The sequence below is a fragment of the Sphingopyxis sp. LC81 genome (assembly GCF_000756375.1).
GTDB lineage: Bacteria > Pseudomonadota > Alphaproteobacteria > Sphingomonadales > Sphingomonadaceae > Sphingopyxis.
In genome coordinates this window covers 57,643-84,455 of record NZ_JNFD01000006.1, presented here as the reverse complement: position 1 = coordinate 84,455, position 26,813 = coordinate 57,643, and the positions used below count along the sequence as shown (strand labels likewise).

Sequence of the window (26,813 nt, the reverse complement as noted above, 5' to 3'; positions counted from 1 at the left end):
CCGGCGCCGGGACCCTCGCGGGTTCCGGCGTCGTCGTATCGGGATCTGACTTTTCGGACAGGCTTGGATCAGGAAGTCGAAGCTTCGCCCGCCGCCTTCGCGCGCTCGAGCTTCGACGCTTCCGCCGCACCGACTTTGCGGCTCATTAGGACCAGCAATATCAGGCTCAGCGGGGCAACGCAGAACAAGGCATATAAACCGGTTTGCAGTGATCCCGATACCGTCGAAATCTTGCCGACCAGATAAGGCCCGATCGCCAGTCCGACGATCGTCGATGCCAGCACCGTGATCGCCCCGACCAGACCGCGCATACGCGGCAACACCAGATCCTGGAACGCCGCGACGCCCGACCCGACCCAGAGGCTCGACGTGAAATAGATCACGGGTGCGATCATCGCGAAGCTTGCGAAATCCTGCTGCTGCAGCGCCAGCCACAGGAAAGGCGGCGGTAACAACAGCGAGAGGATGCAAACGAATATGCGCCCGCGCGCATCGCGCGCGCGCCACGCGTCGGAGAGCATCCCGCCCAGAATGACGCCGGCGGCCGAGGCGGCCGCGCCCGGCAACCCGAGATAGATGCCCGCGACCTCCTTGGTGACGCCTAGCTCTCGCATCGCGAAGGGGGGCGCCCAGAAGCTGAACGTATATCCGAACATCGCGAGCAAGCCGAAGCCGCCGAGGCCGAGCAGCATCGCCGGGGTGGTGCAGATCAGCCGATAGGCAGGCAGATCCTTGTCGCGCAGCATCTGGATCCACGAGCCGATCGAGTAGAGGCCGAGCGCCAGCGCGATCCATTGCATGGCATCGCCCGTCACCATGACGAGCAGGACAGCCGCCGCGGCCAATATGCCGGCGAGCATGAGATTGACCACAAGACCGCCGCGGATGCGCGAGACGCTCCACAGCGTCAGGGGGGGGACGACGGCGACGAGTTCGCCAAGAAAGCGCCGCCACGCGCCGGGAACGACCGTCGGAGCAGGAGTGCCATCCATCCCGCCGCGCACCGGCTCTTTCAGGCGGCTGACGATCACAGCCAGCGGCAGACCGAGCAAACCGACGCATATGAAGGCGGCCTGCCATCCCTTCAGACCCATCGGGGCTTCGGCAACCGAATAGGCGCCGTCCCACACCGTCGCGATACGGGCGCCGAATACCAGACTGAGCCCGATCCCGACGTAGAGCGCCGCCGAATAGATCGACAGCGCGGCTGCGCGCTGGCGCTTGGGAAAATAGTCGGCGATCAGCGAATAGGCGGCCGGCGATGCACTCGCCTCGCCAATTCCGACGCCAATGCGCCCGATGGCGAGCTGAGCATAGTTGGTGGCGAGCCCCGACAGCGCCGTCATGCTCGACCAGAGCGCAAGCCCCATCGCCATCAGCCAGCCGCGGCGCCACTCATCGACGAGGCGTCCGATCGGAATGCCGAAAACGCCGTAGAAGACCGCGAACGCCGTCCCGAACAGGAACCCCAGATCGACGTCGGTGAGCCCGAGGTCGCGTTTGATATCTTCGGCGAGGATCGACAATATCTGCCGATCGATGAAGTTCAGCACATAGACGACGAACATCAGCCCCAGCGCATACCAGGCATAGCCGCTGGCGCGCGCCTCTCCATCGGGGGTCATCGGGGCGGCGCTATGGTCTGCGGTCATGTCATCTACCCATGCGATCGCCTGCCGCACGAGTCAGCGCCCCGCGTGCAAGCTGGTTCAACCAGAATTGTTCCGGACTTTGGCGCACATCGCCGCGGCGCAGCGCGCCGGAGCGATGGACCGGTCAGGCTCGCTTTTTATCGAGATCGTACAAGCGGCGCACATTGCCGCTCAAAATCGCCTCGCACGTCTCGGGAGGAAGCTTGCTCTCTTCGATATAGGTGACGATCCGGGTGTAGAGCTCGTCCTGGAAATAAGGGAAATCGCTGCCGAGCAGCAGCTTGTCGGTGCCGAAGGTGTCGGCAATGCAGCGCAGCGCCGGCCCGTGGAAGTTCGCGGTATCGAACCACATCTTCTTGAGTTCGGCGGTCGGGCTGCGCGGAAAGGCTTTCCAGCCGGTGTAATTATCCTCGATGCGCTGCATGAGGAACGCCACCACGCCGCCGAGATGCGCGACGTGAAATTTGATGTTGGGGAATTTGTGCGGAATGTCCGCCTTGAGCAGCTGGAGTGCGGCGAGCGAATCCTCGAACGGCGCCCCGACTACCCACTCGAGCCGGAAGTCATTGACCATCGGGCTCAGCGTGCCGCAGCCTGTGGGATGGATATAGATGACCGCGCCGAGCCGGTCCATTTCGGCGTAGAAAGGCAGATAGGCCGGGTCCGCGATCGTCTTGTTGGCGACCAGCGTGTTAAGCGAGATACCCAGGAAGCCCAGCTCTTCAACGCAGCGCCGCGCCTCCGCGATCGCCTCGTCGACATGCGGCAATGGCACCGCGCCATAAGCCATGAAACGATCGGGATATTGACCGACCAGCCGGGCATAGGTGTCGTTGATCATCTTCGCCGCAGTCAGGCAGGCGGCAGCATCGTCGGTCTGCAAAATCTGCGGAGACGCCGACAAGACCTGCATCTGGACGCCGGCGGCGTCCATCATCGCAAAACGGGCTTTCAAATCCTCGGCGCTGTCGGTCGCGCGAATATTGCGCGCCACGGGGGTGCCCGTGGAACCATTTTTTTCGAGGAAGTCGAGATATTCGACTGGCCACAGGTGCGCATGCGTGTCGATGCGCACGCCCGCGGCGGCCCGTCCCGCCGCCACAGGCGCGGCTTGTTCAGCCGCCTGCGCACCGCCGGCGATCACAAGCGACGCCCCCGCGGCGCCGGCCACGCCCAACAGGAAGTCGCGGCGCGGATGACTCGCGCAACAGTCGGAATGATCGTGCATCTTGAATACTCCCATCGGCACCGTGACCGGCGCGCGGCAATCAATCGTTGAACGGGGCGGCGGTCGCGTCGATTTCGACCAGCATTTTGGGATTGGCCAGCCGTGAGATTTCCAGCAGCGTCGAGGTCGGGCGCGTGTCACCGAAATAGCCGAATACGATGTCGAGCGCCTCGCGCAGAAAGGCATCCATATCGAGCGTATAGATGCGGATGCGGATGACGTTGGCCGGCGTCATGCCCACCGCTTTCAGCGACAGGTCGATATTGCGCATCACCGCCCGGCACTGGTCCACCAGCGTTTCGGGCATATTGCCTTCGGCGTCATAGGCGATCGATCCCGCAATCTCGTGCCGGATCGGCGAGGTCGTGGTGATGACCTGCGAATACAGGCCCTTGACCGGCTCGAACACGCCCTCGGGCATCGTGATCTTGTGCATTTTACGCCTATCCCATCCTGAACCTCCCGTCGGCATATGGGCGGCGTCTGACCCTGACAAGGCGGCAACGATATTCATCGTAAAATACGATGAAGTCATCAAATCAATTCTGTCGCCCTATCAATTCAGCGATCCTAAAATGCGGCATCATTCAACCGCAGCGAGAATCATTGTGCAGGACCAAAATCTAAACGACCTTCTGGCGCAGTCGGCGATCATGCGGCTGATCCACACCTATCCGCGCGGTCTTGACCGGCTCGACAAGGAATTGCTGCTCACGATCGGCGCCGATGAGGCGACGGTCGACTTTCCGGGAATGTTCAGCGGCAGCTGGGCCGGCTTTGTCGACTGGCTGATGGCCGCGCACACCGACATGCTCTACAACCGCCACACCATCGGCAACGTCCTGATCGAAGTCCACGGCGACGAAGCCGTGAGCGAAACGACGGCCACCGCACACCTCGTCGTCTCGCGTTCCGATGGCGACATCGAGGATCGCGAAACCCATTCGCGCTATCTCGACAACTGGCGCAAGTCCGACGGCGTCTGGCAGTTGGCGAGCCGTCGGACCTTGCGCGACTATCGCTCGGTCCGCATCCTGACCCCCGAGGAATTCGCGTCCACAACCACCTATGTCCATGCTGCGGACGTCGGCCGGGACGATCCGTCCTACGCCCATTTCGCGCACTGACCGGCACGACGACACCATGACCCGGACGCTCATCCGCAACGGCCGCGTCGTCACCGTCGACCCGGCGCTCGGCGACTTCGACGACTGCGATATCCTGATCGTCGGCGACCGGATCGCCGAAGTTCGCCCGAACATCGTCGCCGACGTCGACGAAGTCATCGACGCCCGCGACAAGATCGTCATTCCCGGCCTGATCAATGCGCATCTGCACACCTGGCAAACCGGCCTCCGATCGATCGGCAGCGGCTGGACCGGTCCCGACTATCACCGGATCATGCACGGGAATCTTGGCACCCGCTTCCTGCCCGACGACAATTATATCGGCACGTTGCTCGGCGCGCTCGAGCAGCTCAGCGGCGGCGTCACGACGATCTTCGACTGGTGCCACGACATCACGTCGATCGATTATGCGCATCGCTCAATCGACGCGCTGGAGGAAACGGGCATTCGCGCGGTGTTCGGCCACGGGTCGGCCAAACCGAACGCCGCGGAAGGACAATTGCCCTTCACCCATATTCCGCACCCGCGCGAACGGCTCGAAGAATTGCGCAAGGGGCGGCTGTCATCGGACGACGGGCTCGTCACGCTCGCCGCGGCGATCCTCGGCCCCCAATTCTCGATCCCCGAAGTCGTCGAGCATGATTTCCGTATGGCCCGCGATCTTGGCCTGCTGTCGAGCTCGCATGCGGCGCGTCGGCCGAGTGACTGGGTTTCGCCCGAGGGATTCCGGATTCCGGCGAAGCTCGGCCTGCTCGATGCCAGCCATAATGTCGTCCATGGCAATTATATCGACGATGCCGAGCTTCAGCTGATCGTCGAGAGCGGCGCGTCGGTGACGGTGACCGCCAATATCGAAATCCATGTCCATCCGATGGATCCGGTCAGCGGCCGGCTGCTCGAACTGGGCGCAATGCCGTCACTCGGCATCGACAGCGTTCCGCTCGCCAACAGCGATTTCTTCAACGAGATGCGGCTCGCGATGCTCTATCAACGCGCGGTCGACCAGCGCACCGCCTATCGTGCCGGCGGCCCGCCGCTCGCCAATCTGCCCGTTCCGCCCCGGCAGGTGCTCGAATGGGCAACGATCGGCGGCGCGCGCGCCTTGGGCATGGAAGACCGGCTGGGCAGCCTGACGCCGGGCAAGAAAGCCGATATCGTGCTGATCGACGGCCTCGCGCTCAACATGTTTCCGGTCCACGAGCCGACCTTCAGCACGGTGCAGCAGGCCAATGCTGCCAACGTCGATACGGTGCTGGTCGACGGCGTCGTCCGCAAGCGCGGGGGCAAGCTCGTTTATGACGACGGCCTCCTCGCACGGCGGCGCACCGAGATGCTGCATTCGGTCTCGCGCATCATCGCGGAATCGGGCTATCGTCGTGACGCCACTTGACTGCGGTGGCGATGCACGGTGAGCGATATCTTGAACGCATCCAATGTCACGCTGAAGCAGATCCGCGCTTTCGTGGCGACAGTCGATGCGGGCAGTCTGACCGCGGCAGCCGTCGTGGTCAATTCGACCCAATCCTCGCTTTCGGTGCTCCTTCGCGAGCTCGAGGAGACGATCGGTCTGCGTTTGCTCGACCGCACCACCCGCAAACTGGCGCTGACCGAAGCGGGCGAGGAATATCTGGTTCACGCCCGCCGCATCATCGCCGAGATCGAGCATGCGCATCTGAGCACGATCGAGCGCGTCGCCCGTCGGCGCGGACGGGTCGTGGTGGCGGCGCCGCCGATCATGGCAGCGGGTTTGCTGCCGCCGATCGTGGCGCATTTCCATCGCCTCTATCCCCGAATTTCGATCATCGTGGAGGACGTACCGCCGGGCGAAATTGTTCCGGCCGTCGCCGCTGGCCAGATCGATTGCGGCCTGGGGGTGTTTGGCGACGATCTCGACGGCGTCCAGACGACGACGCTGTTCCGAGAGCGAATGCTGCTGATCGCGCCGACGGAACACATGCTGATGCGCAAGGAGGCGGTACGCTGGGCGGAACTACGCGGTCAGCCGATTATCGCGATCAAGGGACAGGCGCGTATCCGGCGCGAACTGGACATCCGCCTCGGACTGGCACGCATCACCGAAGGGCCGGAGATCGAGGTCCACCAGATGTTCACCGCACTGGGGATGGTGTCGGCGGGGTTGGGCGTGGCGCTTTGGCCGTCTTGGGGAAAGCGCTTCCTCAGTTCCTTCGGGGTCGATGGAAGGCCGTTGATCGATTCCACCCCCGAATTGTGGCTGTCGGTGATCACGCCCGGAAGCCGCGGCCTGTCGCCGGCCGCCACGAGCTTCCTGTCCATAATGACCGACGGCATCCGCAATCTGGCCGCGGAGCTCGAAGACTCCGCCTGAAAATCCGCAAAGGACTTCGCCCATGACGATCACCTTGTTTGCCGGTGCCATAATCACCGGCATCTTCGGCGCGCTCGCCTTCGATATCTGGAACGCGCTCGCCCAACGGCTGGCGGGCATACGCGCGCCCAATTGGGGCATCCTCGGCAAATGGCTACTCGCGCCTTTCGCCGCCGTCGACGGGACTCCCGCCCCCTCAGGCCCCCCAACCTTCACCCTCATTGAGCGAATATTGGGCGAGACCGCCCATTATGTGACCGCAATCCTGTTCGCGCTCGCCTTGATCCTCGCGATGGGAACCGACTGGCTGGCACACCCCACACCAATGCCTGCCATCGCTGCAGGGCTACTTACAACAATCTTCGCCTGGTTCCTGATCATGCCAGCTCTCGGCGCCGGCATCGCCGGCACAAAAACGCCCGCCCCTCTGAAGCTATGCGTCACCACGCTGACGTCCCACGCGATCATGGGTGCGGGATTTTACGTCGGCGCAATCCAGGCCAGCACGTGGGTCTGACAACGATACGCCGCTGGACCTCCGGTTAGCCACTACTGGACCTACGCACGCAAATTTGATGAGGGCTCGGTACCTACTCGTGGAAAAAATCCAACGTTCACTTTGAATCCCGGTTGGCAGCGATTGAAACGGCCGACTTAGACGCGAAGCCGACCTTTATCTCGCTTCGGCTTCACCCATTCTGTAACAAGAAAGCCTCCCATTGCTGCAAAAGACAGCGACGCTTCTCAAGCCGATCTGACCGCTGGTATGCCCCGACAACGCCAGTGTCGACGACGTGACCCAAACAGGCCTCTTTGACCTCGAATTGTGCGTCCGTCTGTTCCTCGACCCACGTTCGGAAGCTCGCCCTAAATCCATGCGGCCGCGCATCGAGGCCCGCTCGCTTCATCAACGTCGCCATCGCAGCATCCGAAATCGGTTGGCCACGGTACGCAGGAAACAGAAAATCCGTCTCCGATCCGGCAATACGATCTCGCACAATCTCCTGCGCCTCGGTCACGAGTGGGATCCGGCGGCCTACCCCCGTTTTCGTGCGCTCATCCGGGAGCGTCCAGATATCCTCCTCAAATTCGGGGGACGCCGAAAGCCGGACTTCGGTAGTGCGGGCCACCGTCAGGATCAGAAAGCGAAGCGCGCTCGCCGAGATCGTCGCTTGCTCTTTCAGCGATTTGTAGAAGGCCGGCACCTCAGAATAGGGCATGGAAGGAACATGCGTCGTTGTCCGTCGCTGCTTTCCCAGGAGCGCCTTCGCCTTCATCGTAGCTTGCAGATCGACCGATAAGCCAAGCGCAGCTGCATGCCGCAGAGCGATGTTTATGCGATTGAGCGCCTTTTCGGCGGACTCCGCCTTCTCATGCCAGATCGGCGCCAACGTCTGCTTGAGGACATGCTGATCGACCTCCTCAATGGGATATTTACCGATCTTGGGGATGATGTGGACGAGGAGCGGACTCATCCACTTCCCGTTCTTACCTTCGCCTTTCAGTTCCGCTTTTCTGGCTTCGAAGCAGTCGTCGATCACCTCCCTGACCGTCAGCGGCTTGGCCCCGCGTTTAGACTTGGCTCTTTCGAAGAGCGGGTCTTTCCCTTCACGAACGGTTCGCCGCGCAACCTCAGCTCTTTCCCGGGCTTCGGCTATGGACACGTCCGGCCATCGCCCGAGACCCATTTCACGACGGCGGCCGTGTATGGTGAGGCGCAAGAACCATTTACCTGTTCGCTGTGTCCGCTTCGCGAGCCATAGCCCTTGTCCGTCGGCGTGCTTGCCTGGCGGGAGCGAAACCGACCCCAGTTTCGAAAGGACGTTGATGCGCAAATTCAGTCCACCTTTTGGTCCACCCTAACGCATGGGATTGGATGAGACGGAATGATCTCAGGTGGACTAAGTATATCAAAATAAGCGAGTAAATTCCATGTTCAACGGGACGGGCTGGGACGACTTGGGATCATAATTTTCCCTTCTCGACCGCACCATCATTTATGATTTATCGTTTGTTTTCAAATATTCATACGATCCCGGGAGTATCCCGGACCGCCTTTTGGTGATGCGCATGTTGCGCGGGCCCGGCTATTTCGGGTCAGGCGGGCTCGGGCGTGCGGCGGATCAGCGCGCTGGCGAGCTTCTCGCTGAGTTCCGCGAGATGGTCGAAGCGCGCCTCGTAATGCGCCATGCCCTGGCTCAGCGATCGCAGTTCGGGCTCCAGTCCGGGAAGTTCAGCCTCGGGCAGCAGCAACTCGATCACGTCCCAGCGCGACCAGCCTTCGAGCGGCGTTATTCCCAGCACCTGGCCGCGTCGGCTGGTCGCCGCGGAGGTGATCCGTGAAACGGCGCTGCCCGGCGCCCGGATGGTCACGTGCGCGAGCGGCTCGAGCAGATAGGGCGTCGCCGCCGCCAGGGCTTCTGCCATGGCGATCCGACCGGCGGTGCGAAAGGCCAGTTCCGAGCTGTCGACGCTGTGAAAGGAACCATCGACCAGCGCAACCGCGACATCGACGACCGGAAAGCCGAATGGCCCGCGCGCCATCGCATCGCGCACGCCCTGCTCGACCGCCGGAATCCATTGCCGGGGAATCGCGCCCCCGGTGATCCGGTCCTCGAACTGAAAGCCGTCGCCACGCCCGCGCGGGCGGAGTTCGATGATGACGTCGCCGAACTGGCCGTGCCCGCCCGATTGCTTCTTGTGGCGGCCATGCTTTGTCACGGTCTTGCGGATCGTTTCCTTGTAGGCGATCGCGGGCGGACGCACCGATATGGCGACGCCGTAACGCCGTTTCAGCCGTGCCTGGACGACGGCCAGATGCTCGTCATTGAGCCCGTGGAGCAGCGTCTCCTGCGTCGCCTCGTCGAGCCTCCAGCGCAGGCCGGGGTCCTCCTCGACCAGTCGATTGAGCGCTGTCGACAACCGCACCTCATCCTTATGGTCGGTGACCGCGATCGCCAGCGCATAATTGCGTGCCGGCCGCTGCACCGCGTCCACGACGGCATGCGGGCGACCGGCTGCGCCGAGCCGGTCGCCTGCCTGGACGGCATCCACCTTGGCAATGCCGACGATGTCGCCCGGTTCGGCGCGAGCGATCTTCGTGGTCGCCGCTCCGTGCAGCGCGAACAAGGACCCGATACGCATCGGGTTCCCATCGGCGCCGGACAGTTCGGCCCCCTCGGCAAGCGGCGCACCGAAGACGCGCGCGAGCGCCAGCCGGCCCACCGCGCTGCCATGCGTGACCTTGAAGACCTGCGCCGCGGCACTGTCGATCTCAAGCCGATCCGCCGTCAGCGCGGCGAGGGGTGTATCATGGCGCAGCATCTTGAGGAGGCGGCGGATACCGAACCCGTTGAGCGCCGAGCCAAACAGGATCGGTACGATCTGCCCCGCTGCCGTCTCACGCGCGAGATCGCCAAAGATTGTGTCGGAGCTTGGCTTCTCATCGTTCAGCAATTGCTCGAGCAGTATATCGTCATGATCCGCCAGCTGTTCGAGCATGTGGAAGCGCGCGTCGGTCTCATCGCTCTTTAGATGGGCGGCCAACGGCACCCGTTCCGAGCGGCGGCCCGGCTGATAATGATAGGCACGCTCCAGCGCGAGATCGACAAAGCCGGCTACGCGCTCGCCGGCCCGGATCGGGATTTGCCGCGCCACAAGGGCCGTGGCGCTCAGCGGCTGGAGCGCTGCAAGCAGATCCTCGATGCTGCCGCGCGCCTGATCGATCTTGTTGACGAACAGCGCGTGCGGGAGGCGGAGCGCTTCCAGGCGTCGCAATGTCGGTTCGACCAGCGGCGCACGCGCCGGGTCGGGATCGATCACCACCAGCGCCAGATCGGCCACGGCCAGCGCCATCTCCGCGTCCGCCGCAAAGCCCACCGACCCCGGCGCGTCGATCAGCGCATAGCCTTCCTTCATCCATTCAAAGCGCATCAGGTTCAGTTCGGTCGAGCCACATCGCGCGCGCGCTTCCGGGCTGGCGTCGCCCACGCTGCTGCCGCCATCGACCGCGCCCAGCCGGGCGCTGGCTCCCGCCGCGAACAGCATGGCCTCGGCGAGGCTCGTCTTGCCTGTGCCGGCGGGTCCGACGATCGCGATGGCTCTGGTGCCGTGGATAGTCCCATCCATGTCGCTCTCCTCCTGCCTGCCTATTTTCCTCGCCGGAAAATGACTCGCTGGAATTGCGAGGATCGACCTCAACGCACCCGAACACAAGATCATTTAAAGGTCCGAATGTCCCGGACTTTGCGCTGCCCTCCAAAAATGGAACTAGCGCGCCGGTCAAATTCCCATATTCGAGCAGGGGCGAAGTCTAGCGTGAAATGTCCTGCGCTACGTCGGAAACGCGGTCGACCATCGCGCGCGAAAATGGCGCAAAATCGCCGTAGATGCCATGTTTGAGCACGGATAGCCCGAGGCCGCGCTTCGCTGCGTCGGCCAAGCCCCTCCCTTGCCACAATCCGTCGAGAACGCCGGCCGCGAACGCGTCGCCGGTTCCGACCCGGTCGATCACCGGCGCGACGACGGTGGGATCGCTCGCGCCGCCTTTGTCGCGTGTATCGATACGCGCCGTGATCCGGTGGACGTCCGCGCCGACTATCTCGCGCGCGGTCGATGCGACATATTCGAGCGACGGAAAGTGATCGAGCAGCGCGAGGGCCGCCTCGCGCCGCCGGTCTTCGGCTTCGCCCGAGAATTCGCGGCCGAGGAGCAGCGCCGCGTCGCGATGATTGCCGAACAGCAGCGTCGCCTGCGCGACGATCGGCTTCAATATCGCCGCGGGATCGGGCTGCCAGCGATCCCAAAGGCGTCCGCGCCAATTGCCGTCGAACGACACGCCGACCCCGGCCGCCCGCGCGCGCGTAACGGCTTCGAGCACCGCTTCCGCGCTGTTCGGCCCGAGCGCGGGGGTAACGCCCGAGACATGCAGCCAGCCGGCTCCGTCCAGCAGACGGTCCCAGTTCCAGTCGCCCGGCCCGGCCTCGGCAAAAGCCGAGCCAGCGCGGTCATAGACGACCTCGGCCGGCCGCATCGGACCGCCGGGCAGGTAATAATAAAGACCCATGCGGCCCGCGGGGCGGCGCACCGACGCGACATCGACGCCGTGGCGGCGCAGCTCCCCGAGCACGCCGTCGCCGATCGGCCCTTCGGGGACCGCGCTGATCATCGCCATGTCATGGCCAAGCTTCGCCAGCGCGACGGCGACATTCGCCTCGGCGCCTCCGACATGCGCGTCGAAGCGCGCCGATTGCAGCGGCAGTTCGCCGTGCGGCACCGAGACGCGCATGACGATTTCGCCGAAGCAGGCGATGCGTCCTTGGGGGGCGATCATGGCTTGAATCCGGTTTCCGCGATGGCGGTGCAGGCAATATGGACGGCCGGACCGAAGAGGGCTGCCGCCGTCCCGCCAATGCCGATCGGATGGACCCCGGTGATCGCCCCGGCCGAAACCCATTGTCCGGGCTTCAGTTCGATGACGCCGCGCCGATGGAGATCGACGAGGAAATTGAGCGATCCCCACGGACCGTCGAGCACGTCGATCGCGCGCCCGGTTCCGACGGTTACGCCGTCGATCTTGGTTTCGACGGCGAGCGTCGCGAAATCGTCGATTTTCAGCCTCGGCCCCAGCAGGAGCCCGTTGTTGATGCCGATATCGGCGATGATGCCATAGGGGGCATGGTCGTGGACGTCGGGTGCGGGCGAGCTTGCGACTTCGAACCCGGCGCGGATCTCGTCGACCCATGTGGCACCGTCGTCACCGCCAGTCAGCCGGTCGGGCACCGCGCGCAGACGCAACATCACCTCGGCCTCGATCGCACCGGCGCCACCGGCGAAGATCGCCGCCGCGCCCGGAACATCCCCGTCGAGTTCGGCGATCCGGAGCACGGGTCCCGCAACACGCTCAGCGCCCAGAACCTCGATCAATGCTGGCGGAATACGCCCAACCTTCCACCCGAGGACTGGCGCGCCCAGTGCCGCAATCAGGCGCTGCTGTACCGCATAAGCTTCGGCGAGCGTAGCGGGCACTGGCGCGGGAAAGGCGGTCAGCGCACGTCCCGACAGGCGTGCACCGAGCAGCGCCGCGACCGGATCCGGCGCGGCCGGTGAAGGCACATGGTCGGGCATCAGGCCAGTTTGGCGCTCAAGAGATAGCGTTCGCGGCTTTCGGCAGACTGGCGGCGCAGCTCGACGATCGCGCGTTCCTCGGTCTCGTCGAGCATCGATTCGATCAGGCGGTTGAAGTGGCGCCGCATCGCGAGCCGGGCGCCGGTCGCATCGCGATTGCGCAGCGCCGCGACGACATCGGCATGCTCGGCCTGGCGCGCGCTGCCGTCCTTGCGGCACACCAAAGAATGGCTGCTCCGCACCTCGGGCAATTCCATCCGCATCCGCCACAGGCTCTCGATCACGTGAATGATCGCCTTGTTGCTCGACGCCGCGGCGATCGTCATGTGAAACTCGCGGTCGATCGCGCTGATCTCTTCCTCGCTTTTGCTGTCGTCGGCCATCGCCCCGAGCAATTCGTCGAGTTTGGCGAGCGTTTCAGCCGAAATCGTCGGCGCCGCGAGCGCCGCGGCTTCGGCCTCGAACAGCGAGCGCGCCTCGGTCAGTTCGAAGGCGCTGACCTTGGGCAATATCGCATTGTCGCCGGGCAGGATCGCCTCGACATAAGCGCCCGCGCCGGTGCGGATGTGAATCCACCCCGTCGCCTGCAGCGCGATCTCGGCCTCGCGGATCGTCACCCGGCTGACCTCGAAGCGCTCGGAAAGCTCACGCTCGCCCGGCAGCCGCGTCCCCGGCGGAAAGGTTCCGTCGAGAATCAGGCGCCGAATCGTGTCGGCGACATCTTCAAAAAGGCGGCGTTCGGCCATGGTCAATCTTCTCCCCGCACAAGCGTCAGGAAGTCCATACAATCCGGTAGGACAAGTTTGAAGCCCATGACCGAACTTAGTTTCAAATTCGCGCCCGGATGCCGACGAAATATTTCGCGCCATAATAGTGATACTGACGGCTGCTGCCATAGACCGGCATGTAGGTCGCCTTCGGCTCGTTGAAGATATTGAGCGCCTCGAAGCGGAGCGACACGCCCGGCATCAGGTTCAACGACGCGCGGAAGTCGACCGTCTCGCTCGGACCGACATAGCGCAGCTGGCTGTTGCCACCCACGAAGTCCTGGAAATAGCTCGAACGATAATTGTAGATCGCCTGCAGCGAGACGGGGCCGATGTCATAATAGGCCTGCGCCGACAGCACATGCTTCGAATAACCCGACAGGCCCGCCGGCGGGATGATCCCTTCGCTGACCTCTTCGGTGACCGGATCATATTGGTCGCCGAGGCGAATGTCCTGCGTTTCGAAATTGGAATCGGCATAATTATAGCTGACCTTCGCGCCGAGGCCGTCGAGCGGCTTGGGCAGGAAGCTGAAGCGCGTCGCCGCGGTCAGTTCGAGGCCATAGATGCGCGACTTGTCGGGGCTGTTGCGCGTCTGCGTCACCGGGATCGACACCGTCTCGCCGTCGATCGTGAAATCCTCGTCGAACACGACCGGCTGGAAGCCGCCGTTGAATTGCTTGTAATAAACGGTCGCCGACAGGAGGCTGTCCTTGTTCGGATACCATTCGACCGACAGATCGCCGTTCCACGACATCAGCGGCTTCAGGCGCGGGCTGCCGTTGGCGCGGATATTGTCGATCGCATCCTCGATCGACGTGAAATCCCCGGCGCCTTCCAGCGTGATCGTGCGCCCGGCGCCGAGCGCGCTGGGGTTGGGACGCGACATGGCACGATAGCCGGCGAGGCGAACGAGGGTGTCCGGTGCGACCTCGAAGATCGCGTTGACGCTGGGCAGGATGCGCGTGTTGCTGCTCTTGATCGTTTCGGTCACGAAATCGCCGGTTTCGTCGAGCGTGAAGGAGCCATCGCCGCTGGGGTCGGGAACGACGATGAGGTCGCTGCGCAGCCCCTTCGAGGTGACGCGGGTGTTGACGACGCGCACGCCGATGTTGCCGCGCACCGGCATGCTGCCGAGGTCGCTTTCATAATCGGCCATCACATAGCCCGCGAGCGTGGTTTCCTTGACGTTGCGGCTCGCGACCGAACGCATCTCGTCGGGCAGGCCCGGGTCCTCGGTGCCCAGATATTCGCGGAACAGGCAGTCGACGTCGAAGGTCGCCCAGCTGTTGATGCTGTTGCCCTTCGCCGCCGAGAGGAAATCGGTCTGCGGGAAGGCCTGACGGCAGATATTGTTGATCCGTTTGTCGGTCGCGGTCGGTGTGACCAGGCTTGGATCTTCGTTACGCAGGTCGTAGTCGCGATAGGTGAGCCGCGACCAGCGGCCGCCGGCCGAGATATTCTTCAGGAAACCGTCGAGCTCATAGGTCGCGTCGAAGCGGCCGGCGAAAATTTCGTTGTGGCGCTTGGCCTCATCGCGGCGGAAGCGCGCGTCCTCCCAGAAGAGATCGTGATTGTTGAGGTCGAAGCGCGGGTCGATCGTGATCGTTGGCACGAAGCTGCCCGGCATGATCTCATATTTATAGGGAATGCGCCGGTTGTTGAACACGGTACGCACGCCGTTGACGTCGGTCGCCGCGGTGCGCAGGCGGACGTTGCGTTCGATTTCCTTGCGAATCGTGCGCGAATAGCTGCCGTCGAGCTTGATCGTCAGACGGTCGCTCGCTTCCCAGTCGACCGACAGGCCGCCGCCCAGATATTCCTCCGACCGCGACAGTTCGGAGCCGTTCGATTCGATGGCCGACAGGCCGTTCAGGCTCTGGACGATGCCATTTTCGTCATAGACGACGTTGGTCAGGCCGACGCGGCCTTCGGACAGGTTGAGGTCACGGCGGCTCTCGACGAAGGTGCGGTCCGAATATTGGACGTCGAGATTGATGTCGAGCGTGTCGGTCGGGCGGAACTGGATCGCGCCGAACACCGCATCGCGCTTGTCGGTCTCGCTGATCTGGCGGAAGGTATAGGCGTTGGGGACGAGGTAAAAGGGCCGGTCCTGCCCATATTCCCGGCGCTCAAATTCGTCGCAATTGCCGTTCGCGACGACGGGCGACGCCTGGCACGCGGTCCAGGTGGTCGACGCGGCGTAAGTTTCCTCGGGATTGTTCGTGTCGTTGCGCTGGACACCGATCGCGATGCCGATCGTGTCGTTCGCGAACTGGTCGACATAGCTCAGCGTCCCGCGCCAGCCGATACCGCCCGACCCGCCGGTGACGCGGTCGCCATAGGGGTTGAACTGCGCCTTCACTTCGCCCTGCAGGCGGCGCTTGCCGAAGTCGAGCGGGCGCAGCGTGCCGATCTCGATCGTGCCCGCGACGCCACCTTCGACGAGGCTCGCCTGCTGGGTCTTGTAGATCTTGATATTGTTGACGAGTTCGGAGGGGAACTGGTTGAAGTTCACCGAGCGGTCGCCGCTGCCGTTCGACGCATCGCGGCCGTTGAAGGTCGCGTTCGACAGGAAGGGGCCGAGCCCGCGCAGCGCGATTTCCGACGCGTCGCCTTTTTCGCGGTGCGTCGTCGCACCGGTAATCGTCTGGATCGCCTGCCCGACCGAGATCGCCGGAATGTCGCCGATGTCGTCCGACGACAGCGCGTCGACGATCGCCGTCTCTTCGCGCTTGGTGTTGATCGAATTCTGGATCGTTTCGCGGATACCGGTGACGACGATCGCGTCTTCTTCCGGCTCGGCCTGCGGCGCGGGCGCGTCCTGCGCGATCGCCGGCGTCGCGGCGATCAGCAGCGTCGAGCCGGCACCGGCGAGCAGCGCGGCGCGCAGCATGCGCGCACGGATCTGATTACGAGAATTCACGTCGTCTCTCCCAAAAGTCGATTCTGTTCTGACCAATGCTGTCAGGCATGGCTGCAAAATTGTCAACCACTGTGTATGGCAAATTGGTTAGTCCATTTTGCCATACACGTATTGCTAGCGAACGAGTTGGCTCCGCAGCCCGGGCACCGCGCGCGCGAGCGCCTGCGTCACCAGCTTGGCGGTGACCTCGGCGCCGATGTCGCCGAGGTGCGTGTAATCGAACTTGCGCGTCACCTGTCCGCGCGCGCCGTCACCGGTAATCGGCGCCGGTTCGGGCGGCGCCGGGCGTGCGGTCAGCGTTGTGCCCGCCTTCGCCGCGGCAAGTTCCTCAGCCGTCGGCGGTTCCTGCGCCAGCTTGGTCGCCATTTCCGCGCCCATTTCCTGTGCCTGTGCGGCGCTCAGCGCGTTGAGATCGACCAGCGGCACGTCCATCGCCTTGGCGACGCCGCGCACCTGATCGGACCAGCTCGCGAGCGTGTTCCTGAGCTTGCCATCCTTGAACTCGCGCCGCGTCAGCGGCGTCACGAGCACCGGCGTCGCCCCCGCCGCCCTCACCTCTTCGACGAAGCGGCGGAGGTTGGCGGGGAACTCGGTTGTCTCGTCGGTCCAGCGCTCAGATTTGCTCGACTGGTCGTTATGCGCGAACTGGATCAGCACCCAGGTGCCGCGATAGCCCGGCACCTTCGCCTCGGCGAGCGCGATGTCCCAGCCGCCTTCCTGACGATAGCTGCGCGTGCTGCGCCCGCCGCGCCCGGCGTTAAGACACGCAACCGACGATTTGACGTGGCGCGAGCAAAACGCCCCGCCCCAGCCGCTGTGCGGCGCCATCGTCGAATCGCCGACGAGGATGATCTTGTACGGCTCGAGCGGCGGGGCATCGGTCCGCTCGCGGGTCTGGGCCTGCGCCCCGCTCGCGAGCAGGGCAGCCACGGCGATCGGGGCGAGCCGGCGCATCAGGAGAAGCCCAGCCCGCCGTTGATGTCGAGGCAGACGCCCGCGAGGAAGCTCGCCGCCGGCGAGGCGAGATAGACGATCGTGTCGGCGACCTCGTCGGGATGACCTTCGCGGCGCAGCGGCGTATTGCCCGCGACCGCAGCGCGACCCTCGGGCTTCGAGAAGATGTCGTGGAAGCTGGTGCCGATCAGGCCGGGGCAGACGGCGTTGACGCGAATGCCCTGCGGGCCGAGTTCCTTCGCCATCGAGCGGGTATAGGTCATCAGCGCGCCCTTCGCGGTCGCATAGACCGACGCGCCGGGGCCGCCGCCGTCGCGGCCAGCGAGCGACGATACGTTCACGACTGCCGATCCTTCGCCGAGGAACGGCTGCGACGCCTGCAGGACGAGGAAGGCCGATTTGAGGTTGAGCGTCATGACATGGTCGAAGAATTCCTCGTCCATCTCGCTCAGCGTCTTGCGCGCGACCATGCCGCCCGCGAGGTTGACGAGGATGTCGAGTCGGCCGCTGAACGCGACGCCGACTTCTTCCAGCATCGTTTTGACCGCGCTGCTGTCGGTGACGTCGGCCTGCACGAGGAAGGCGTCGCCGCCGGCATCCTGAATCGTCTTCAGCGTGTCTTCGGCGGCTTCGCGGCCGCTGTTATAGTTGATCGCGACGCGAACGCCGGCGCGGGCGAGGGCGATCGAGACCGATCGGCCGATGTCGCGGCCGCCGCCGGTGACGAGCGCGGTTTTCCCCTGGAGAGTCATGTGATGCTATTCCTTATTCTTGATTGTGGGTGGGTTTGATGGTGACCGGTTCGACGCGACCGCCGACCAGCCAGAAACACAGGAAGGAAATCGGCACGATCGCCGCGCTGAGCGCGAAGATCGGCGCGTAACTTGTCGTGGTGAGCACAGGGACGAGCCACGTCGTGATGAGCGTGCCCGCGACCGCGGCGGTGCCACTGATCCCGGCAAGACTGCCGACTGCGCCGCCGCCGAAATAGTCGCTGGGCAGCGTCTGGATATTGCCGATGGCCATCTGGAATCCGAAGAGGATGCACGCGATCAGCAGCACCGCGGAGAGCGGCTCGCTCGCGCCGATCGTGAACAGCAGCGAGGGCAGCATGATCGCGCAGCCGATCGCGATGGTCAGCGTGCGCGCCTTGTGAACGCCGCCGCCGCCCGCAATGATCCGCCCCGCGAACCAGCCGCCGAACAGGCTGCCGAGCATCGCGCCGACGAAGGGCACCCAGGCGAAGAGGCCGATCTGCTTGACGTCGAAGCCGAAGGTTTCGGCGAGATAGATCGGCAGCCACGACACGAAGAGCCACCACACCGGGTCGAGGAAGAAGCGCGAGAGGATCACGCCCCAGCTCTGGCGATAGCGCAGCAGTTCGCCGAGCGGCACGCGGCGGCTGTCGTCGCGTCCCGCCTCGGTGCGCCCGGTCAGGATATAGTCGCGCTCTTCCTCGCTCAGCCCCGGATGCTTTTCGGGATCGGCCTTGTAGAACCAAAGCCAGGGAACGAGCCAGATGAAGCCGAGCACGCCGATCAACAGGAAGGTGCCGTGCCAGCCGAACTGGACGAACAGCAGCGCGATCAGCGGCGCCGAGATGATACCGCCGAGCGATGCCCCGGCGTTGAAGATGCCCTGCGCCAGGGCACGTTCGCGCGACGGGAACCAGAGCGCGTTTGCCTTTGCCGCGCCGGGCCAGTTGCCCGCCTCGCTGACGCCCAATGTGGCGCGCAGGACCATCAGGAGCGGCATCGAGCGCACCAGCGCATGGGCGGCGATCGACAGCGACCAGACGACAATCGAGATGGTGAAGCCCATTCGCGTGCCGATGGCGTCGAAGATACGCCCGAACAGCGACTGGCCGAAGGCGTAGAAGATCATGAAGATCGTCACTAGCAGCGCATAATCTTCCTTGGTGGCGCCGATTTCTTTCGACACTTCGGGCCACATCACGGCGAGCGCGTTGCGGTCGATGTAGTTGATCACCGTCGCGAGCGCGATCAGCGCGATGACGCACCAGCGGAAGCGACCCTTGATATTGCTCATTTCTTCGCTCCGGTTTTGGCGAGGTCGAGGCGGCCGACGGGGCCGGTCCACGCGACGGTGCGGCCATCGACGGTGATGCTGTGCTTCGCATCGGCGGCAACATCCTCCGCAACCGCGAGTACAATGCGGCGCCCGTCGACGAGGGTGATCAGGACGAGGTCGACGCCCTTTTCCTTGCGGTGCTCAAGCGCCGACACACGCGCGCTGCTCGCGACGACCGTTTCCGCCGACGCGTCATAGGCGCCGTGGGGTTCGAGCAGGCTGACGAAGGTCGCGCCCGCCGCGCCGTCGACGCGCTGGATCAGCGCGGGTTCGCGGCGCAGATTGAACTCGGGATCGTTGGCGCCGCTTTCGGCGACGATGAAGCGCGCGCCCGCCGGCGGCACCATATGGTAGCTGTAGAACCGGCTGCCTTGCATCCACGTCAGTCGCGCCTTGCCGGCTTTCGTGCCTTCGCCGTCGACCCACAGATGCTCGTAGCCGTTCGCCTTGCCGAGCACCGGGCGCTCGGCGAGCTTGCGGTCGAAGGCAATGTCGCTGTCGATGATATGCCCCGAAAAATGCAGCGGCAGGTCATAACGATGCCTGCCGCTGCCAGTCCCGTGGAGGATATCGAGCGTGAGGGGGTTGGCGAGGCCGTCGACCTCGACGAGCAACAGCGCACGGCGGATTTTGACGTCCTTATACGCGCTGTAGATTTCACCGATCGCGTAGCGGGTCGGGCCGTCGAGCGAGGCGGCGAGCTGGCGCGTCCCCGATTTTTCGCCGGCTTTCCAGTCGCCGCCGAAATGACTTTGCTCGTCGACCACCAGCGTATTGTGCGCGATCGTCGCGCTCGCCCAGCTGTCGTTTTCGGGGAGGTAGCGCCCGCCGCGCTTCGCCTCGACATTGAGGAAGCGCGCTGCGCCATAGTCGGTCACGACCGCGCCGGTTTCGTCATAATAGAGCCAGCCAAGCCGGTCGAAATGGCCGTGTCCCATGCCCTGCACCGTGTTTTTGGCGACGAGCAGCGGGCCGGTCGGATCGGGCTTGGTGCGCAGCAGCACGAGCGCGCCGCCCTTGCCGTCGGGACCATCGGAAAGCAGCCGCGAGCCGAAGGGCCAGGGTTTGGCATTCCCCGCCGCAAGATCGGCCGCCATCGCCTGGCCCGCCGGCGTCAGCACCGTGCGCCCCTGCCAGTCGGCGATCGACAGGAAAGTCGGGTCCTTGGTGGCGCCATAGGCGATGGCAACCGCGTGATATAGTTCCTCGGTGCGCAGGCTCTTGTCGGGCATGGCATCGTTGATCGGCAGGAAATAGCCGTCGTGCGTCACGTCGATCGCGGTGCGGATCGCCTTCAGCACGATGCCGCCCCGATATTCGAAAATCTTGCGATCGGGGTCATTTGCCGCGATCGCGGCCGCGAAGACGACGAAAGGCTGGAGCGCATAGCGCTGATAATAGGGTCCTTCGGCATAATAGCCGTCGGGCGAGAAAAGCAGGTCGAGCTGGCGCAGGAAGCCGGCCTTGCCGCTCTTGTCGAGCCCGAGCAGCGCCTTGTCGACAAGGTCGCGGTCGCCGAGCAGATAGCCCGACAGGCCGACGCCCGCCGCGGCCCATGTCGCATGATTGTGGATGCGGTTGATGACCTCGGGCGAGCCGTCGGACAAGAAGCGCGCCATCGGGCGGATTACCTGATCGTCGATGCGCTTGCGGTCGGCGGCGGACAGCGCATCGCGGATCTCGGCATAGCCCTGCACCGCGTTCACGAGGAAGACGCTGTCGTTCAGGCTCTGCCAGAAGAGACGACCCGGAACCTGGTTCGACGCGGCGGGATGCGGCCCGAGCTTTGGGTAAAGGCCGGCGTAGGCGAGCAGCAGGTCGCGGACATGATCGCGGTAGCGCACGTCGCCGGTCAGGCGGAAGAGCTGACCGCCCTCGAAGATCGTGCGGTAATTGCGCTTGTGCTGTTCGTGCGTGAAACCGCCGCCGGGGTCCTTGGGCACGGGCACATTGATGCCCGCCCGGATCGACGCATCGGCGCCGGCCTTGGAGCGCGCGATCTCGGCAGCGAACATCGGCGCGAACGCCTGCGCTGAAGCGGCGGGCGGCGTCTGCGCCGAAACGGGGATGACCGGCAGCGCGGCCGCGGCGAGCAAGAGCGCGATGGTACGGGTCACGGGCGCGCCTCCACGACATTGCCCGCGATCAGCCCGCGCGGCGGACCTTTCCACGCGAGTTCCTCGATCCGCGGCGCGGGCGTCGCGGCAAAGGCGTTCGACGCGATCCGCGTTTCGGGCGCGCCGACCGAATGGATGACGATTATGCCGTCCGATTTGGCGAAATTATTCTGGACGATATCGGCGTGCTGCGCGCCCGAGATACGCAGCGACGCGCCGCCCGCACCGCTGCCGGCGACGCTCGATCCGGTCATCGCGAACCAGGGGCCGAACGTGCTTTCATCGGTGCCCTTGCGCAAGAGGTCGGCGACCATCGCGACGCGCGCAAAGCGGCTGCCGCTGATCGTCAGCCGCTCCATCGGATACCAGCCCTTGGGTTCCTGTTCGCCCGTCGCCGCGACGACGACGCCCATCTCGGCGAAGTCGCTGTTCGTGATCGTGACGTCGTCGGCGAAAGTACCCTGCGCCATGGCGATGCCGTCGAGCCGGCCCTTGCCGGGACCGCGCACCGACACGCCGTCGAGCGTGACGTTATAGTTGGGCGCCACGCCGCTCACGATCGCGATCAGCGCGCCGTCGCCAGATGCCGCGCTCGCGTCGACCGCCAGATTTTCGAGCCGCAATCCTCCGCCGCCTTCGATGCGCGCAAGGCTCGACGCGACACGCAGCACGGGCTTCGCGTCCGTCGCGCCCGCGATGGTCAGCCGGTGCCGCACCGTCAGCGGCGCGGCGACGTCATAGGTGCCGGTCGCGAGCGTCAGCGTATCGCCCGCCTTCGCATCGGCGACCGCCTGCGCGAGCGATGCGCCGGTGGCAAGCGGCCGCTTGCTTCCGCCGCCGAATGCCGCTTCGGGCGCATCGCCACGATACCAACTGACGCCAACCTCAGCCCGCGTCACCGGCTTCAGGTCGCGCGGCGCGCCGACCGCGGCAAGCGCCGGATCGACCGGATATAGCAGGCCGTTGGCGGCGCGTTCGAGCTTGACCTCGCGTTGTTCGACGCCTGCGCCCAGCAGCGGCTTCGCGACCTTTGCCTCGACGTTTCCGGCTAGCGCGATCCCGCCGATTTCGCCTTCGGCACGGAACGGGTCCTGCCCCTTTGCGCCGACGATCAGATTGCGTTCGAACCTGCTGCCCGTCGGCGCCGCCGACCGTTCGGCATCGGCGCCCGCCGCCAGGGTGATCCGCGCGCTGTCGATGATGCTGTTGCCCTCGATTCGCGCGTTCGCGACCTGATGATAGCGGTTGATCACCGAATTGGGCACGCCGTTCATCACGCTGATCGCGCTCTTGAACGAGGTGCCCGCGAGCCCTTCGAAATAATTGCCGCGCACGATCTGGTCGCGGTTGATCACGCGTACGCCGCCGGTGTCGGGCACCCCCTTGCCGAGGAAGATGTTGCGCTCGACGAGGTTGCCGTTGCCGTGGCGCAGCACGATCGCGCCCTGCGCCTCGAGCACCAGATTTTCGCGGATGATATTGCCGCCCGACTTGATCGAGACGATCTCGACCTCACCGCTCGTGCGGTCGAAGATATTGCGTTCGATGATTGTGTTCGATGCCGAGAGCGATTCCTCGCTGGTGCCGACACGGATCGTCTCGCCGCCGTTCGAGCCGAGTGGCGGGCGCGGGCCGAAATAATTATGATCGATGCGGTGGCGGTTATCGAGCGGATCGCCCGCGCGGCGGATCACCGCGAGCGTCACGCCCGCGTTCGTCTTGCCCTCGAAATGCGAATGGTCGACGCGGTTGCCGGTGCCGTAAAGCGCGACCCAGATGCCCTCGGCGCGGCGGTCGGCCTTGCTGTAGCCGTCGATAACGACCTCGGTAACGCGCGTGTCGGTCGCGAGCGCCTTTGAATCGCGGCGGAAGCTGATCACTTCGCCGGTCGGGCTGGCGCCATTTCTAAAGACAAGGCCCGAGACGAGCAGGTGCTGGCCGCCGATGCGCAGGTTCGACTGGCCGGTGATAAGCACCTTGCCCTTGGTCTGCGCCGTCAGTGAGATCGGCTTGGCGGCGCTGCCATTGCCGGTGAAGACGATCTGGAAATCGCGCCATTCGCCATCGGCGAGGATGATCGTGTCGCCCGGCTGCGCCTTTTTCACCGCCGCCTTATACTGCGTCTGGTCCGTCACGAGCAGGTCGCGCGCCAGCGCGGGATGGGCCGCCGAGGCCAGCATCACTACCGTCAAAAACGCCCTTATCTGCACTGCGCCTCACCCTTTTTATGATTCTTGCTCATTGGACTATACAAGAGGTAGGACAATATCAACCCGATATCGGTATACAACGTGGGTTGACATATTGGTCTGACAAAGCGAGCTTCCCTCCAAACAAGATCAAACAGGGAGAGTGGGATGATTCGGGGCAGCATCGTTCGCGTATCGGGCGCCGGCAAAATTAACCTTGCGGCGGCGCTGCTCGGGACCACCGCGCTGGCGATGCTTGCGAGCCCGGCCTTTGCGCAGGACATAGCCGCACAGGATAGCGCGGCAGCCGCCGCCGATGAGACAGGCGATGATGCGATCGTCGTAACGGGCATTCGCAGTTCCCTTGCCACCGCGCTGGGCGAGAAGCGCGCCACCGACAATATCGTCGAGGTCATCCAGGCCGAAGATATCGGCAAGCTGCCCGACCAGAACCTCGCCGAAGTGCTGGAAAATGTCACCGGCGTTCAGATCACGCGGCAAGCCGGTGTCGGCAACGCCGTCCAGATCCGCGGCACCGACGCGAACCGCACCGAAATCAATGGCGTTTCGACCGTAGGATCGGGTGCCGGCCGCTCGGGCATCAGCTTCGAGGATCTGCCCGCCGCGCTGATCGCCTCGGTCGAGGTGACGAAGGTCCCGACCGCGCAGACGATCGAGGGATCGGTCGGCGGCACGATCAACCTGCGGACGATCCGCCCGCTCGACCTCAAGGACCCGCTGATCGCCGCGCGCGCGCAGATGGAGAATAGCGACCTGTCGAAATCGACGCTGCCGCGCCTGTCCGCGACGCTCGGCAACCGGTGGGACACGGGCATCGGCGAGATCGGCATCGTCGTGAGCGGCAGCTATGCGCGGCAGGATGTCGCGTCGTTCAAGCCGCGCGTCGACCGCGACGCGCTCGTCCTGCCGGGCTCGGGCCCGAGCGCCGAGGCCTTTCCGTTCCTGCGCATCCAGTTCCTCCAGCAGGGATTGGAGAACTACGAGTATGAGACGTACAACGGCACCGCCGCGCTCGAATGGAAGCCGAATGACGACCTGAAATTCTATTTCGACGCGACGCTCAACAATCAGGAGCGCGGACAGCAGAGCCACCGCGTGCAGATTTCGGGCACCGCGACGCCCTCGGTCGTCGATGCGATGAACAACACCGCGTTCGAAACGGTCGATTTCGGGCGGCTCGACGGACCGAACGGCCCGATCGACCTCGGCACCGTGCAAGCGGCGGTTGCAGGCACCATCGGCATCGGCGGCACCACCGGCAGCGTGGTCGACCCGAATCTGAGGACGTCAAGCGACACAGGCGCGCGCGTCACCAAAAGCCGGGTGTTCGATCTCGGCACCGAATGGCAGGCGACCGACAATTTGAAGGTGCGCGCCGAGGTGTCGCTGTCGACCTCCAAATCCGATTTCCCGAACTTCTCGACGACGCTCGATTTCATCAACCCCAAGGGGCCGCAGCCGGTGATCGGGCGGAGCATCGACAATGGCGTGCCGATCGAATTCGACCTGCGCGGCGGCACGCTGCAATTCGGCATCGATCAGGCCAGCCCCTTCGCGCCGACGGTCGCGCAATTGCTCGACCCCGCCAATTACCAGCTGCAACAGGTCACGCAGGGCGCGAATTCGACCGACAATCAGGAACGCGCCGCGCGCCTCGACTTCTCCTACGACACGACGAACCTCAATCCCTTCGTCACATCGCTCGACTTCGGCTATCGCTGGAACCGGACGTCGGCGGAAAACAGCGAATTTTCGAACAATGTCAGCCTGACCAACACGACCAGCGCGTGGAACCGGCCGTCGGGTGATCTGTTCTCCGACATATTGATCCCCGGCCCGCGCAACTTCGACGCCGCCGACGGGCGCCGGCTGTCGTTCGCCGACTTCCTGCTGATCGACGGCGGACTGGCGTTCCGCGACCCGGCCAAGGTGCTGGAATCGCTGAACAAGGCGATCGCGGCGAGCAACGCCGCGCGAACGCAGGGGCCCGCGGTCGCATCGCTGGCAACCCCGACCGAATCCTTCGCGGGCTTCTTCAGCATCAAGGAAACGACGAACGCCGCCTATTTCCAGGCCAATATGGAAGGCGAGATCGCCGGCATGCCGGTGCGCGGAAATGCGGGTTTCCGCTGGCTGCACACCAAGATTTCGTCCACGGGCAACAACATCGCCAATGGCGCGGTGACCGGACAGACGGTCGCGAAGAGTTCGTACAATTTCCTGCTGCCACGCTTCAGCCTTGTCCTCGAACCCGCCGACAAGCTCCTCGTCCGCGCCGGGATCGCGCGCGACATCCGCCGCCCGAACTTCGACACGCTGTCGACCTCCTTTTCGTTCGGCACCGGCGCAAACACGCCCGTCGCGGTCGGCAACCCCGACCTCGTTCCCGAAGCCGTGTGGTCGTTCGATCTGTCGGGCGAATATTATTTCGCCCCGTCGAGCCTGATCAGCATCGGCTTCTTCCACAAGAGCCGCACCAATTTGTTCGCGCAGCGGCAGGAGGATCCGGCGCCGAACCTCGATGCGGGCGGCAATCTCAACATCTCGATCGACCCGTCGTGCCCGGGCGGCGGCATCTATAATCCGATCGCCAATCGCAACATCAACAACCCCATTCAGGGGGTCGGCATCTGCGTCCCGCGCAGTTCGACGTTCAACGTTCCGGGAACGACGACGCAAACCGGCGTCGAGGTCGCCTTCCAGCACGATCTGTCGGCATGGGAAGACACGCTCGGCTTTGCCTCGGGCTTCGGCTTCATCGGCAACTTCACCTACCAGAAGGCGGGCGGCTCGGCGCGCGAGTATCGCGCCGCCGATGGCCCTCGCACCGTCTTCACCCAACTCGGCCATCCGGGTTCGCGGGACCTCATCTCGCTGACGAACCTGTCGAAATATGCGTATAATACGACGCTGTTCTACGACAAATACGGACTCAACGCGCGACTCCGCTACACATGGCGCTCGAGCTATGTGTCCAACGATCCCTTCTTCTTCGGGCTGCCGCTGATCAACGGCGCGCGCGGGCAGCTCAATGCCAGCATCAACTATGACATCAACGACCACATCAACGTCGGTGTCGAGGGCATCAACCTGCTGCGCGGCGACCAGAATCAATATTGCGTGAACGACAAGGCGCTGCTCTGCTTCCAGGGTCTCACCGATCGTCGGATCACGGCGGGGCTCAGCGTGAAATTCTAGGCGCCCCGGTATCGGCGCGGTCAGCGATTTCCTCTCGGGCGCGATGGAGCTACGGTCGGCCTCGGCGCCG

The 26,813-nt window shown here is 64.4% G+C and carries 19 protein-coding genes; 5 read left to right on the top strand and 14 right to left on the bottom strand.

The genetic code is table 11. The features are described from left to right. Positions 1–68 precede the first annotated feature (68 nt). From FG91_RS03865 to FG91_RS03855, 3 genes are all read right to left on the bottom strand, one after another. Positions 69–1,652, bottom strand: coding sequence for a spinster family MFS transporter (locus tag FG91_RS03865; protein ID WP_037512223.1), 1,584 nt, complete (start codon positions 1,650–1,652; stop codon positions 69–71). Between the two features lie 124 nt (positions 1,653–1,776). Next, the gene (locus FG91_RS03860; protein ID WP_037512316.1) at positions 1,777–2,880 is read right to left on the bottom strand and encodes an amidohydrolase family protein; all 1,104 of its coding nucleotides are present in this window, start codon (positions 2,878–2,880) and stop codon (positions 1,777–1,779) included. 40 nt (positions 2,881–2,920) lie between these two features. Continuing rightward, the gene (locus FG91_RS03855) at positions 2,921–3,316 is read right to left on the bottom strand and encodes a RidA family protein (RefSeq protein WP_037512221.1); all 396 of its coding nucleotides are present in this window, start codon (positions 3,314–3,316) and stop codon (positions 2,921–2,923) included. A gap of 172 nt (positions 3,317–3,488) precedes the next feature. Between FG91_RS03855 and FG91_RS03850 the strand changes: the two genes are divergently transcribed. Genes FG91_RS03850 through FG91_RS03835 form a run of 4 tightly spaced genes read left to right on the top strand, consistent with a single transcriptional unit; the run spans position 3,489 to position 6,871 of the window. Further along, a complete protein-coding gene (locus tag FG91_RS03850; RefSeq protein WP_037512219.1) occupies positions 3,489–4,007 on the top strand; it encodes a nuclear transport factor 2 family protein in 519 nt (172 codons plus the stop codon). 16 nt (positions 4,008–4,023) lie between these two features. Further along, positions 4,024–5,397, top strand: a complete 1,374-nt coding sequence (locus FG91_RS03845; protein WP_037512217.1) for an amidohydrolase family protein — start codon at positions 4,024–4,026, stop codon at positions 5,395–5,397. A gap of 18 nt (positions 5,398–5,415) precedes the next feature. Continuing rightward, on the top strand, positions 5,416–6,354 hold the full coding sequence (locus FG91_RS03840; RefSeq protein WP_235211930.1) for a LysR family transcriptional regulator: 939 nt from the start codon (positions 5,416–5,418) through the stop codon (positions 6,352–6,354). 22 nt (positions 6,355–6,376) lie between these two features. After that, the gene (locus tag FG91_RS03835; protein ID WP_037512211.1) at positions 6,377–6,871 is read left to right on the top strand and encodes a DUF2938 family protein; all 495 of its coding nucleotides are present in this window, start codon (positions 6,377–6,379) and stop codon (positions 6,869–6,871) included. A 172-nt stretch (positions 6,872–7,043) separates the two neighbouring features. On the opposite strand, the gene FG91_RS03830 is transcribed toward FG91_RS03835, so the two are convergent. The 11 genes from FG91_RS03830 to FG91_RS03780 all read right to left on the bottom strand — a co-directional run bounded on the left by FG91_RS03830 (position 7,044) and on the right by FG91_RS03780 (position 23,518). Next, the gene (locus FG91_RS03830; RefSeq protein WP_037512210.1) at positions 7,044–8,189 is read right to left on the bottom strand and encodes a tyrosine-type recombinase/integrase; all 1,146 of its coding nucleotides are present in this window, start codon (positions 8,187–8,189) and stop codon (positions 7,044–7,046) included. Positions 8,190–8,451: 262 nt separating this feature from the next. Then, the gene (locus FG91_RS03825) at positions 8,452–10,482 is read right to left on the bottom strand and encodes an elongation factor G (RefSeq protein ID WP_037512208.1); all 2,031 of its coding nucleotides are present in this window, start codon (positions 10,480–10,482) and stop codon (positions 8,452–8,454) included. A 184-nt stretch (positions 10,483–10,666) separates the two neighbouring features. Continuing rightward, a complete protein-coding gene (locus tag FG91_RS03820; protein WP_037512206.1) occupies positions 10,667–11,686 on the bottom strand; it encodes a sugar kinase in 1,020 nt (339 codons plus the stop codon). Further along, entirely contained in the window at positions 11,683–12,480 is a 798-nt protein-coding gene (locus tag FG91_RS03815; protein ID WP_037512203.1) for a hypothetical protein, read from the bottom strand. The genes FG91_RS03820 and FG91_RS03815 overlap by 4 nt, the downstream gene beginning before the upstream one ends. Continuing rightward, complete coding sequence (locus FG91_RS03810) at positions 12,480–13,226, bottom strand: FadR/GntR family transcriptional regulator (RefSeq protein ID WP_037512200.1); 747 nt, start codon at positions 13,224–13,226, stop codon at positions 12,480–12,482. The genes FG91_RS03815 and FG91_RS03810 overlap by 1 nt, the downstream gene beginning before the upstream one ends. An 82-nt stretch (positions 13,227–13,308) precedes the next feature. Continuing rightward, the gene (locus tag FG91_RS03805) at positions 13,309–16,173 is read right to left on the bottom strand and encodes a TonB-dependent receptor (RefSeq protein ID WP_200878397.1); all 2,865 of its coding nucleotides are present in this window, start codon (positions 16,171–16,173) and stop codon (positions 13,309–13,311) included. A 114-nt stretch (positions 16,174–16,287) separates the two neighbouring features. Beyond that, complete coding sequence (locus tag FG91_RS03800) at positions 16,288–17,127, bottom strand: rhamnogalacturonan acetylesterase (protein ID WP_152567993.1); 840 nt, start codon at positions 17,125–17,127, stop codon at positions 16,288–16,290. Beyond that, entirely contained in the window at positions 17,127–17,879 is a 753-nt protein-coding gene (locus FG91_RS03795; protein ID WP_037512194.1) for an SDR family NAD(P)-dependent oxidoreductase, read from the bottom strand. Before FG91_RS03795 ends, FG91_RS03800 begins: the two co-directional genes overlap by 1 nt. Before the next feature lie 13 nt (positions 17,880–17,892). Beyond that, positions 17,893–19,176, bottom strand: a complete 1,284-nt coding sequence (locus tag FG91_RS03790) for an MFS transporter (protein ID WP_037512191.1) — start codon at positions 19,174–19,176, stop codon at positions 17,893–17,895. Continuing rightward, on the bottom strand, positions 19,173–21,335 hold the full coding sequence (locus FG91_RS03785; RefSeq protein ID WP_037512187.1) for a heparinase II/III domain-containing protein: 2,163 nt from the start codon (positions 21,333–21,335) through the stop codon (positions 19,173–19,175). The genes FG91_RS03790 and FG91_RS03785 overlap by 4 nt, the downstream gene beginning before the upstream one ends. Further along, positions 21,332–23,518, bottom strand: coding sequence for a chondroitinase-B domain-containing protein (locus FG91_RS03780; protein WP_235211934.1), 2,187 nt, complete (start codon positions 23,516–23,518; stop codon positions 21,332–21,334). Before FG91_RS03780 ends, FG91_RS03785 begins: the two co-directional genes overlap by 4 nt. Positions 23,519–23,692: 174 nt before the next feature. Here FG91_RS03780 and FG91_RS03775 point away from each other — a divergent pair, with 174 nt between their 5' ends. Further along, entirely contained in the window at positions 23,693–26,743 is a 3,051-nt protein-coding gene (locus FG91_RS03775; RefSeq protein ID WP_200878395.1) for a TonB-dependent receptor, read from the top strand. Positions 26,744–26,813: the final 70 nt, after the last annotated feature.